Below are 11,199 nucleotides of genomic sequence, written 5' to 3'. Positions count from 1 at the left end.
ATAAGAAAGAATACGGTGGTAGATTACTATCTCCGAAAAGAAAGTAGGAAACAATGAAACCTGTACGTAAAGCTATTATCCCAGCGGCCGGTTTGGGAACACGTTTTTTGCCAGCAACAAAGGCTTTGGCAAAGGAAATGTTGCCAATCGTTGATACACCAACGATTGAATATATCGTGCGTGAAGCGATTGCTTCTGGAATTGAAGACATCGTTGTTGTCGATGGGAAGTCAAAGCGTTCTATCGAAGATCACTTCGATTCAAACCCTGAGTTGGAAAACAACTTGCGTGAAAAGAATAAGTTGGAATTGTTGGAATTGGTTGAAGAAACAACTGATATCAACATGTACTTTATTCGCCAATCACATCCTAAGGGATTGGGTGATGCTATCTTGACTGCCAAGGACTTCATCGGTGACGAACCATTCGTTGTTCTCTTGGGCGATGACTTGATGCAAGATGAAGTGCCATTGACAAAGCAATTGATTGACCGTTACCACGAAACTGGTGAATCAACGTTGGCTGTTATGGAAGTGCCACACGAACAAGTATCTGAATACGGTGTGATTGACCCAGCTGCTAAGGTTAAGGATGGTCTTTACCGAGTAAAGTCCTTCGTTGAGAAGCCAAAGCCAGAAGAAGCACCATCAGACTTGGCTATCATCGGTCGTTACTTGTTGACTCCTGAAATCTTCGAAGAATTGGAAAAGACAAAGCCTGGTAAGGGTGGCGAAATCCAATTGACTGATGCCATTGACACGTTGAACAACCGTCAACATGTTTACGCTCACAAGTTTACTGGTGATCGCTACGACATCGGTTCAAAGATTGGCTTCCTTGAAACGAACATTACCTTTGGTTTGAAGCACCCACAAGTTAAAGACGAGTTGCGTGCTTACATTAAGGAATTGGCTGCAAAGCTCTAATTCTTTTTCTAAGAAGAGGTCTAGATTACCTCTTCTTTTTTTGTAGACTATTGTACCTTTTAAATGTACAATATGGTTACGTTAATTCTGAGTGGTAAAGGAGAGACCATGGCTGAAATTGAAAAGTATGATGTCATCATTATCGGAGCAGGTCCTGCGGGGATGACGGCCGCTACCTATGCCTCACGAGCTGAATTAAAAACTGTGATGGTTGACCAGGGTATCTATGGTGGTCAAATGAACAATACCGCCGAAATTGAGAATTATCCTGGCTACAACAAAATTATGGGCCCAGACTTATCTGAAAAGATGTATGCCTCTTCAACCCAATTTGGTGCCGAATACAGCTTTGGTTCTGTTTCGGGGATTGATGTCCTAGATAACCAAGAAAAAGTCGTTCATACGGACATGGGAGACTTACAGGCGCCAGTTGTGATTATCGCTACCGGATCTGAGCACACCCACCTTGGTGTTCCTGGTGAGGAAGATTACCAAGGAAAGGGTGTTTCCTACTGTGCGGTCTGTGACGCTGCTTTTTTTAAGGGCGAATCAGTTTCTGTTGTTGGTGGTGGTGATTCGGCTGTCGAAGAAGCTATCTACCTGGCTAACATCGTAAAAGATGTGACGGTTTTTGTTCGTGGTGACCAGTTGCGAGCACAACCCATTTTGCAGCAACGGGCAATGAAGAAGGATAACTTACGCTTCGTTTATAACACGTCTGTTACTGCTATTCAGGGGGACGGGGAAGAAGTAAAGTCTGTTGAATTGCTTAATAACCAGACGCAAGAACAGTCAACCTTTGAAACAGCCGGTGTCTTTATCTATATTGGATTAAAGCCAAATACAGCAGCTTTAACTAGTCTTGGTATTACGAATCAGCAAGGCTGGATTCAAGCTAACGAAAAGATGGAAACAAAGATTCCTGGTGTTTTCGCTGCTGGGGATGTCTTAGCCAAGGAATTGCGCCAAATTACCACTGCCGTTGGGGATGGTGGCTTAGCTGGCCAAGCGGCTTACAATTATATTGCTGCTAACCGGTCTGAAGGATAAACAGAATATTTTGATAGAAAAAGCATAGCTAAATTTAGCTATGCTTTTTTGTTTTATACAAATAAAAAAGCAACCCCAAGCATTAACTTGAGGTTGCTTTTTTCAGCTATGATTAGCCTTTGACTTTTTCACAGAATTCAACGATAACACCGTCAGGGTTGCGAACGTTGAAGAACTTGATACCGTGTTCCCAGAAAGGCAAGTGCTGCACTTCTGTATCGATAAGATCAAGTCCCATCTTCTTAGCTTCTTCAAAGGCTGCATCCGCGTCTGAAGTGTTCATTGAAATATGGTTAATGGCACCAGGCTTACCAGTACCTTCATCACCAAGCCATGTCTCGATAACAAGGTGACCATATTGCATGAACTTAACAGGACCAGCTGCAAATTCACCAATCTTCTTAAAACCGATGCTTGACCAGAACTTTTCAGCACGGTCTAAGTCAGTAGTTGGAACACCAACGTGTTGGATATCGTCAAAATAATCAGTTAATGCCATGTGAACACATCCTTTTTTTATTAACAGTATACTATTTTACTCGATTGTAATGCCTTGGTGCTTAAGATCCTTGAAAACCGCTTTATCAGCCCATCCAGTGATATTACCTTGGAAGAGGAAGGCGAAGATTGTTCCCAAACCGTAGTTTGAGAAGTCTGGAACTGCGATGAGGGCGATTAGACCAATAATAGTAGGGGGGATATAGGATACCCACATCGCAATTCCAGCGTTTCCCTTGAAGTATTTGAAGCGTAGAATTTGCATCAAATCATCAGCGGGGTGGAGAACAATGTTCGTTCGCTGGTAGATAGAAATGGCAATAGCAATTAATGTAACACCGAAGAAGTTCAGTAGAACGTACAGTGCTAGCATTCCGAATCCGTCAGCCTCTGGCATGATTTTGTTAAACCAGTCAGAGAAAGCACCAATTAGCATTGAGAAGGGAACCATAAAGGCCAAGTTCCCGAAGAAACGAATTAAATCAACTTTTCGATCAAGAATCATATTCAACAAAGCGATGAGAACACCAACAACGAAGAATGTAATTGATAGACCGAATGACGTATTTCCCATGAAGGAAATGTTCCAGCCGTTTTCGGCGGCCGTCCAGTAGGCAGAACCAAGGAATGCAGGGTGAATCTTTTGACTCGTTGCAATCGTTAGCACGTTACCCATGGAATTAATGACCAGTGAAAAGGCGAAGAAGGAAAGGGACGCACCCCAACCAAGTGTTCGTTTACTTTTCTGCATGATACTTACCTTTAGGCTTCTTCGCCACCGACTTTAACGACAGCCTTAGAAACAACACCAAGCTTACCGTTAACGAAGTCATCAACTTGTGCCAATGACAATTCGTGTGACATCAATGGCTTAACGTTCAACTTACCTGATGAAAGCAATGCCAATGAATCTTCGAAGGCGTTAGGGTTGATGAATGAACCTTGAATAGTCAATTCCTTTTGGAAGATTTCGTAAGTGTTCATTTCAAACTTAGCTTGAGGACCACCAACACCGAACATCAAAACTTGACCACCACGGGCAGCTGATTCAACGGCTGATTCCTGTGTTTGTGGCATTCCAACGGCTTCGATAACGATGTCGTATTCTGAAGCAGGAATCTTGTCACCGTTCATTGTGTTATAAGTGTTCTTAACACCGAACAAGTCCTTGTTCATCTTCAACTTTTCGTCAACGATTCCGGCCAAGTCAACTTGGTGAATACCGTAGGCTTGCAAGATTTGAACGAAGAGTTCTCCCATGAAACCGTCACCGATAACCAAAGCCTTTTGATAAGGAGATGGCTTCAACAACTTCATACCGTGGATAGCACATGAAATTGGTTCAACAATGGCAGCTGACTTCAAGTCAACGTTGTCAGGGATTGGGTAAACAACTTCTGCAGGGGCTGTGAAGTATTCTGCAAAACCACCATCACGGGTAACACCAACAGCTGAAAGGTGCTCACACAATTCAGGACGGTTTGTGTGGCAGAACTTGCACTGTCCACAGTAGATGTTAGGGTCAACTGACACGCGGTCACCGACCTTCAAGTTTGTAACAGCTGAACCAACTTCAGCAACAACACCTGAGTTTTCGTGTCCCAAGACGATTGGTGGAACAGCGCTAGCTGATCCTGGTTCTCCGGCGTACAAAGCGTGGTCAGTTCCACAAACACCAGCAAAGGCAGTGTGGATCAATACCTCGTTAGGCTTAACTTCTGGCTTATCAATGTTCTTGATTTCCAATTGCTTCTTACCAGTTAATACAAGTGCTTCCATGACTTGTGTCCTCCAATATTCTTTGTTCTTCTTTACACAATATATAATAATAATTGAGCAAACTTTTGTCAATACTATTTTAGAATTATTTTTAATGCCTTTTAATAGACGTTATTATAAATATTACGATTGAACATTATGTAACAATGTTTCCTTTTGATTCTAATTGAGTGTTTTGTTTTCTATTATAGAAAGAAGAATGACCAGATTTAAGGAATCTTTGTCATAAACAAGAAAAGATGGCGGAATGACTTACTTGATAGAATGATTCTTAAAGTAAATTGAAGAATTGGAGGAAGATTTTGATACAGTCATAGCGTATGATGGAAGTAGGTAAAGAGGCACCATTTATTTTAAGTTAATCTAGTATGATTAAAATAATGGGGAGAAGATAAAACAATTCTTTTTGTTTTTTTACTAGTGTGTCGACTGTTTTTAACAGCCAAAAGAGGAGAAAGAAACACATGTTATTAGCCTTTAGCTCTGTGGCTGATTGGGTAACCCATATTGGTCATGCAGACGCCAATTTTTCATTAGTTGAGTTATCAATACTTTTCCTATTAATACTGATTGAAACCGGCGCCATTGTTGCTGGTTTTATACCGGGAGATGCATTGGTTATGACGGCGGCTGGTTTTGCTGGTCGTCACCATTCATTCACTGAATTTGTCATTTTAGTGATTATATTTGCGGTTGCATCAGCGATTGGTGATTCGATTAACTATTGGTTGGGGGCCTGGATTGTTAAGCAGGTCGATAAAATTCCCTGGGTTAAGAAGCATGTTAACGATGATTTGTCTGAAAAAATTGCAGAAAATCTGAATCCAAAACGGTGGCGGTTATTTATCATTATGGGACGGTTTATTCCCTATGTGCGAACCGTTGTCCCTCTGTCGGCACATCGGTTGAATCTACCTTTTAAAACCTATTTTCAGATGTCAGCTGAGGCTTCGGCCCTATGGTCATTATCGATGGTAACTATCGGGTACTTCTTTGGCCATTTAACACTACCTAAAGGTGTGTTGCCAGCAATTATTGTTGGTGGATTTATTATTGCGGTGTTCACTTTACGGTCAAAGCGGTTTCGCCAGGCCGTCCTTCGCTTAATTATGAAACCTAGTCAAGAGAAAGAAGAAAAGTAAAATGTCAGATTATAAAGAAGTGTTTAATGAATGGAAGCAAGCAGATTTGCCTGCTGATTTAAAAGCTGAATTAAAGGCAATGCCAGAAGATACTGTTGAAGAAGCCTTCTACCAAGACATGGCCTTTGGTACTGCTGGTATGCGTGGCCATATGGGTGTTGGAACAAACCATATTAATGTGGTAACCGTTGCTAAGGTTACGGAAGCCTTAGCTACTTACATTGATCAAAATGGTCAAGCCGCAAAGGACCGCGGGGTTGTGATTGCCTTTGATTCACGTCACCACTCAACTGAATTTGCTGTCGAAGCATCTCAAGTGCTTTCTGCCCATGGTATTAAGGTGTACCGCTTCTCATCATTGCGTCCAACGCCAGAGCTTTCTTTTGCGGTTCGTGATTTGAAGGCCTTTGCAGGAATTATGATTACGGCTTCTCATAACCCTAAGGAAGACAATGGGTATAAGGTATACGGTGAAGACGGTGGTCAGATGATTCCTGAAGCCGTTCAAGCCGTTATTGACGCTCGTGCAGCGATTACAAACCCATTTGATATTCAAAAGGATGCATCAGAAAAGACCGTTCAAGTGATTGATGACGTTGTCGATGATGCTTACTTAGCACAAGTTAAGACCATCTCTGTTGACCATGATTTGATTAAGAAGGAAGGGGCGGCTTTGAAGTTCGTCTACACACCTTTGCACGGAACGGGTCAGTATATTGGAGAAAAGGCCTTGCAGCAGGCAGGCTTTACTAACTATACGATTGTTAAGGAACAGGCCATTTTGGACGGGGACTTCCCAACCGTTAAGAAGCCGAACCCTGAAGATCCAGCTGCCCTAGCGCTTGGTATTGAATATGCTAAGAAGGAAGAAGCGGATTTGGTTGTCGCAACCGATCCAGATGCCGACCGAATGGGTGCCGCTGTTCGCTTGGCCGATGGTTCATACCAAGTGTTGACTGGTAACCAGATTGCTGCTTTGATGGTCAACTACTTGTTGACGGCAAAAAAGAAGACCAAGACTTTGCCAGATAACGGGGCCATTGTCACGTCAATCGTGTCATCACGCTTTGCGTCAGAAATTGCTAAGTCATTTGGTGTGACAACCTTTGACGTTTTGACTGGATTTAAGTACATCGCGGCCATGATTGACCGCTTTGACGAGAAGAAGGACTACACTTACCTCTTTGGATTTGAAGAGTCATTTGGTTACCTCATTAAGCCATTTTCACACGACAAGGATGCCATCCAAGCATTGGTACTCTTTGCCGAAATGGCTGCCTACTACAAGTCAGAAGGTCGTTCATTTGCGGATGGTTTGGAAGACTTGTACAAGAAGTTTGGTTACTTCAAGGAAAAGACAATCGCCTACGAATTCCCAGGCGTTTCTGGTCACCAGGAAATGGCGGATTTGATGACGAAGTTCCGCAACGAAAAGCTTGAAAAAGTCGCTGGTCAATTGGTATTAGCTACGCAGGACTTTGCCAGCCAAACACAGGTTGACCGCGCCGGTGCCGTTAAGAAGATGCCACAGCCAAAGGCCAACGTTTTGAAGTACTGGTTGGCTGACGGTTCATGGATTGCCCTTCGTCCATCAGGTACGGAACCAAAGTTGAAGCTCTACATCGGTGTTGTGGCTGATTCAGAGAAGGAAGCCGAAGAAAAGTTGGCTGCCTACGAAAAGGAAATGGCTGCTAAAGTTCAAGGTTAAGCGACCATTGCAAGAAAGTTTACCCTTTGGTATACTATTAAAAGGCAATAAGCCATAATTAACGGTAATCCGCTGTGCGATAGTCGGTTCGGCAAGCATAAGATTGGCGATTAGGAGAATGACATGCGTCAAAACATTTTGTTAGAAAAAGTTACTTCAGCCCAATTGCGGAACGATATTCCTGAATTCCGTGCAGGGGACACTGTTCGAGTTCACGCTCGAATCGTTGAAGGTACTCGCGAACGTGTTCAGCTCTTTGAAGGAGTTGTTATCAAGCGTAAGGGAACTGGAATCCAGGCCACTTACACTGTTCGTAAGATCTCTTCTGGTGTTGGTGTGGAACGTACTTTCCCAGTACATTCACCACGTGTTGACAAGATCGAAGTTACTCGCTACGGTCAAGTTCGCCGCGCCAAGCTTTACTACTTGCGTGCATTGCAAGGTAAGGCAGCTCGTATCAAGGAACGTCGTCGCGACGTCTAAGTTCGAGTTAAAGTCTCCACTCTTAGTGGGGACTTTTTATTTTGCTTAAATATTTAGAAAGGGGGGGCGACAGAAATGTCAGAGTTTTTACAGGCCAAAGACCATCGACGAATTTTGCATGTTGATATTGATGCTTTTTACGCACAAGTCGAAATGCGGGATAATCCGAAGTTGCGGCAGGTCCCCCTTGGGATTGGACGTGATCCTGATCAGCACCATGGTCATGGAGTGATTGCGACCGCAAACTACATTGCCCGGCAGTCTGGTGTTCATTCAGCCATGGGGGCGATTGAGGCCAAGAAGGCTTGTCCTAATTTAGTTTTTGTCGCACCAGACTTTGATAAGTATCGAACTATTTCGGCTCAGATTCATGCCATTTTTCATGAGTTTACCGATATGATTGAGCCGGTTGCCTTAGATGAAGCTTATTTAGATGTTTCGGCTAATAAAATGGCAGCCCCAACTTTAGCCGCCCAGTTGCGTCATCGAATTTGGGAAGAGACTCATCTGACTTGTTCGGTTGGTGTTTCTTATAATAAAGTGCTGGCTAAGCTGGGATCGGAACACCACAAACCGAACGGAGTGACGGTGATTCCGCATGAATTGGCCCAAGATTTTATGCTGAAGTTACCAATTCGAAAGTTCCGTGGTGTTGGACAAAAGACCCTTGAGAAGTTTGAAAAATTAGGTGTGAAGGATGGCCGTGATTTATTTGCCATGTCCTTAGATGATTTGCGTGTTCATTTCGGATCCTTTGGGGATGTGTTGTACTGGCAAGCCCGGGCCACTCATTTTTCTCCCGTGAAAGACCGCTCTGTTCGTCAATCCGTTGGGAAGGAATCAACCTTTGAGTTTGCCTTACATGACCGCGCACAGATTGAAGCTGCTTTTAAAGATTTAGCTGAAAAAGTCGTAGCGAATATGACGAAGCGAAAGCTCCTGGGACGAACACTAACGGTGAAAATCCGTGATGACCAGTTTAAGACGCAGACCAAGGGAATCACCCAGCCAACGACTTTTGACCTGGACCCAGCCTTCATGGCACGACAGGCGATGTTGATTTTTGATGAACTTTATCCGGATGGATTCTCAATCCGTTTGTTAGGGATTACTTTTTCAAACATTGTGGAACAAAAGTATGAGGCCGTTTCGCTTTTCGACCGATTCTAAGGATTGATTTCCTTTTGGTTCCGCGGTCTGGCTAGGGTATAATAGTAAGTAGACAAAAAAGACAAGGATATATTTATGGCAAGCATCCAAGAAGATATTTTGGCGCAAATTAAGCGTTATGACACAATCATCATTCACCGTCACCAACGACCTGATCCTGATGCCTATGGTTCTCAGCTCGGATTGCAGGCAATTTTAAAGGCCTCATTTCCTGAAAAGAAAATCTATGCAGCTGGTAAGCAGATTCCTGGTTTGGCCTGGATCGGTGATGGTCAGCCAATTGCTGATGATGTGCCGGATTCAGCCTATAAGAAAGCCTTAGTTATCGTTGTCGATACCGCCAACGACCCTCGCGTTGATGACCAGCGCTGGCGTGACGGAATGGAAGTGGTTAAGATTGACCACCACCCAAACGTTGAACCTTATGGTGATTGGCAGTGGGTCGAAGACGATGCGGCTGCAACTGCCGTCTTGATTTACAAGTTTTACGAGATGCTAAAGGACCAAGGGTTGAAGATGACCAAGGAAGCCGCTCGCTTCCTTTACATTGGAATTACCGGTGATACTGGTCGTTTCATGTATTCTTTGAACGAAGATGTCTTTAACGTGGCTGGTAAGTTGGTTTCCTATGGATTTGACTACCAGAAGATGTACACACAGATGACGACTTTGCCAGAAGCCGCTGTCAAGCTATCTGGTTGGGTCATGCAACACATTACAGTGCTTGATTCAGGATTTGCCTACGTGGTCTTGGACCGTGATTTGCTCGACTCCTTCCACTTGGGGGATGCTGGTACTTCTTACACGGTTTCGATTCCATCACGAATTGACCGTGTGAAGGCCTGGGCTATTTTTGAAGAACAAGATAACGGCGATTACCGAGTGCGTTTGCGCTCTCGTTCCGTTGTCATTAACACCATTGCGCAAGACTTTGATGGTGGGGGACACCCACTGGCATCTGGTGCTTGGGCATACGGTAAGGAGCAGATTCAAGAGGTTGTTGACCGCGTGGATGCTGCCCTTAAGAATGCGAAGTAAGAAAGTAAGGACAATATGTCAGAACAAAGCCAACAATTTGGCCAATTTAATTTAAAGCCGGAAGTGCTCTCAGCACTAAAGAAAATCGGCTTTGATCAACCAACACCAATCCAAGCAAAGTTGATTCCAACGGCTTTGCGTGGTGGGGATGTCGTTGGTCAGTCTCAGACGGGATCGGGTAAGACCCACGCCTTTTTGGTACCCGTCTTTAATAACTTGAAGCCTGAGTTACAGAAGACCCAGGTGGTGATTACGACACCTTCCCGTGAATTGGCTGCTCAGATTGCCAAGGCTGCCCGTACCTTTGCGGAAGCCATGGAGATGGAAAAGGTATCCATCGTCGAATACGTTGGGGGAACCGATAAGGCCCGCCAAATGCGCCAGCTGCAAAAGCATCAACCACAGGTTGTTGTTGGAACTCCTGGTCGTTTAGCTGATTTAGTAAAGACTGGTGCCTTGGTTGTTAACCAGGCCGAAACACTGGTTGTCGATGAAGCGGACATGACTTTGGACATGGGATTCCTGCCAGACGTTGATTTTTTGGCCGCTGCTATGCCAAAGGATTTGCAGACTTTGGTTTTCTCTGCCACGATGCCAGAAAAGTTGAAGCCATTCTTGCGTAAGTATTTGGAGAACCCAACATTTACGACCATTCCAACGTCTGCCACGATTGCCGACACCATTGACAACTGGTTGATTTCAACTCGTTCAAAGGATAAGGAAGAAGTGATTGACAAGTTGTTGTCAATCTTTAACCCTTACTTGGCTTTGATCTTTGGAAACACCAAGGAGCGTGTTAAGGAATTGGCCATGCATCTTCGCCACCAGGGTTTGAAGGTTGCCGAAATCCACGGTGATATTCCACCTCGCGAACGTCGCCGTGTCATGAAGGGCATTATGAACCTTGAGTACCAATACGTGGTTGCAACCGATTTGGCTGCTCGTGGTATTGATATCGAAGGGGTCTCTCACGTCATTAACGATGGTGTACCTGGTGAATTGGAATTCTTCGTGCACCGTGTTGGTCGAACAGGCCGTAACGGTTTGCCTGGTACAGCCGTGACGCTGTACGGACCAGACGAAGAAAAGAAGATTGCTGAACTGGAAGCCCTTGGAATTGTTTTCCAGAACAAGCAGATTAAGAACGGCGAGATTGTTGATATCAAGGACCGTAAGGCCCGTTATCAGCGTCAAGCAACCACCAAGAAGCTCGATCCAGAAATGGTCGGAATGGTGAAGAAGAAAAAGAAGAAGGTTAAGCCTGGTTATAAGCGCCAGATTAAGAATAACCTAAAGCGTAAACAACAAATGGACCGTCGTATTGAAGCGCGTCAAGAACGTCGAAATACCATGCGAAAGAATAAGCAAAACGGTTAATTTGATGTAAATAAAAAACACCCGATAT

At 44.1% G+C, this 11,199-nt stretch carries 11 protein-coding genes; 8 read left to right on the top strand and 3 right to left on the bottom strand.

Annotation, left to right across the window (positions count from 1 at the left end):
• Positions 1 to 53 precede the first annotated feature (53 nt).
• Positions 54 to 926, top strand: a complete 873-nt coding sequence (gene galU / locus H7198_RS02310) for a UTP--glucose-1-phosphate uridylyltransferase GalU (RefSeq protein ID WP_091501992.1) — start codon at positions 54 to 56, stop codon at positions 924 to 926.
• Between the two features lie 72 nt (positions 927 to 998).
• Complete coding sequence (gene trxB / locus H7198_RS02305; protein ID WP_274458201.1) at positions 999 to 1,976, top strand: thioredoxin-disulfide reductase; 978 nt, start codon at positions 999 to 1,001, stop codon at positions 1,974 to 1,976.
• A gap of 112 nt (positions 1,977 to 2,088) precedes the next feature.
• On the opposite strand, the gene H7198_RS02300 is transcribed toward trxB, so the two are convergent.
• Genes H7198_RS02300 through H7198_RS02290 form a run of 3 tightly spaced genes read right to left on the bottom strand, consistent with a single transcriptional unit; the run spans position 2,089 to position 4,253 of the window.
• Positions 2,089 to 2,475, bottom strand: a complete 387-nt coding sequence (locus H7198_RS02300) for a VOC family protein (RefSeq protein WP_091501995.1) — start codon at positions 2,473 to 2,475, stop codon at positions 2,089 to 2,091.
• Between the two features lie 36 nt (positions 2,476 to 2,511).
• Positions 2,512 to 3,225 (bottom strand): fructose permease, encoded by a 714-nt coding sequence (locus H7198_RS02295; protein ID WP_274458200.1) that lies wholly within the window; start codon positions 3,223 to 3,225, stop codon positions 2,512 to 2,514.
• An 11-nt stretch (positions 3,226 to 3,236) separates the two neighbouring features.
• Positions 3,237 to 4,253 (bottom strand): zinc-dependent alcohol dehydrogenase family protein, encoded by a 1,017-nt coding sequence (locus tag H7198_RS02290; RefSeq protein ID WP_274458199.1) that lies wholly within the window; start codon positions 4,251 to 4,253, stop codon positions 3,237 to 3,239.
• 464 nt (positions 4,254 to 4,717) lie between these two features.
• Here H7198_RS02290 and H7198_RS02285 point away from each other — a divergent pair, with 464 nt between their 5' ends.
• The 6 genes from H7198_RS02285 (at position 4,718) to H7198_RS02260 (ending at position 11,171) form a co-directional block, all read left to right on the top strand.
• Positions 4,718 to 5,395: a DedA family protein gene (locus tag H7198_RS02285; RefSeq protein ID WP_274458198.1), complete on the top strand. Its 678-nt coding sequence runs from the start codon at positions 4,718 to 4,720 to the stop codon at positions 5,393 to 5,395.
• A gap of 1 nt (position 5,396) precedes the next feature.
• Positions 5,397 to 7,103 carry a phospho-sugar mutase gene (locus H7198_RS02280; RefSeq protein ID WP_274458197.1) on the top strand — a complete coding sequence of 569 codons (1,707 nt, stop codon included), beginning with the start codon at positions 5,397 to 5,399 and terminating at the stop codon, positions 7,101 to 7,103.
• Positions 7,104 to 7,226: 123 nt separating this feature from the next.
• A complete protein-coding gene (gene rplS, locus H7198_RS02275; protein ID WP_274458196.1) occupies positions 7,227 to 7,586 on the top strand; it encodes a 50S ribosomal protein L19 in 360 nt (119 codons plus the stop codon).
• A 75-nt stretch (positions 7,587 to 7,661) separates the two neighbouring features.
• Positions 7,662 to 8,756, top strand: a complete 1,095-nt coding sequence (gene dinB, locus H7198_RS02270) for a DNA polymerase IV (RefSeq protein WP_274458195.1) — start codon at positions 7,662 to 7,664, stop codon at positions 8,754 to 8,756.
• Between the two features lie 75 nt (positions 8,757 to 8,831).
• The gene (locus tag H7198_RS02265) at positions 8,832 to 9,794 is read left to right on the top strand and encodes a DHH family phosphoesterase (RefSeq protein ID WP_274458194.1); all 963 of its coding nucleotides are present in this window, start codon (positions 8,832 to 8,834) and stop codon (positions 9,792 to 9,794) included.
• A 15-nt stretch (positions 9,795 to 9,809) separates the two neighbouring features.
• Positions 9,810 to 11,171, top strand: a complete 1,362-nt coding sequence (locus H7198_RS02260) for a DEAD/DEAH box helicase (protein WP_274458193.1) — start codon at positions 9,810 to 9,812, stop codon at positions 11,169 to 11,171.
• Positions 11,172 to 11,199 lie beyond the last annotated feature (28 nt).

The organism is Fructobacillus sp. CRL 2054, from assembly GCF_028764065.1.
In the GTDB taxonomy this organism is placed as follows: domain Bacteria; phylum Bacillota; class Bacilli; order Lactobacillales; family Lactobacillaceae; genus Fructobacillus.
The sequence above is the reverse complement of the archived record's forward strand: the minus strand, read 5'-3'. Positions and strand labels throughout refer to the sequence as shown.

Bases quoted from the DNA above. Each gene is read 5' to 3' on its own strand.
- galU (WP_091501992.1), top strand. From the start codon at position 54: ATGAAACCTGTACGTAAAGCTATTATCCCAGCGGCCGGTTTGGGAACA.
- trxB (WP_274458201.1), top strand. From the start codon at position 999: ATGGTTACGTTAATTCTGAGTGGTAAAGGAGAGACCATGGCTGAAATT.
- H7198_RS02300 (WP_091501995.1), bottom strand. From the start codon at position 2,475: ATGGCATTAACTGATTATTTTGACGATATCCAACACGTTGGTGTTCCA.
- H7198_RS02295 (WP_274458200.1), bottom strand. From the start codon at position 3,225: ATGCAGAAAAGTAAACGAACACTTGGTTGGGGTGCGTCCCTTTCCTTC.
- H7198_RS02290 (WP_274458199.1), bottom strand. From the start codon at position 4,253: ATGGAAGCACTTGTATTAACTGGTAAGAAGCAATTGGAAATCAAGAAC.
- H7198_RS02285 (WP_274458198.1), top strand. From the start codon at position 4,718: ATGTTATTAGCCTTTAGCTCTGTGGCTGATTGGGTAACCCATATTGGT.
- H7198_RS02280 (WP_274458197.1), top strand. From the start codon at position 5,397: ATGTCAGATTATAAAGAAGTGTTTAATGAATGGAAGCAAGCAGATTTG.
- rplS (WP_274458196.1), top strand. From the start codon at position 7,227: ATGCGTCAAAACATTTTGTTAGAAAAAGTTACTTCAGCCCAATTGCGG.
- dinB (WP_274458195.1), top strand. From the start codon at position 7,662: ATGTCAGAGTTTTTACAGGCCAAAGACCATCGACGAATTTTGCATGTT.
- H7198_RS02265 (WP_274458194.1), top strand. From the start codon at position 8,832: ATGGCAAGCATCCAAGAAGATATTTTGGCGCAAATTAAGCGTTATGAC.
- H7198_RS02260 (WP_274458193.1), top strand. From the start codon at position 9,810: ATGTCAGAACAAAGCCAACAATTTGGCCAATTTAATTTAAAGCCGGAA.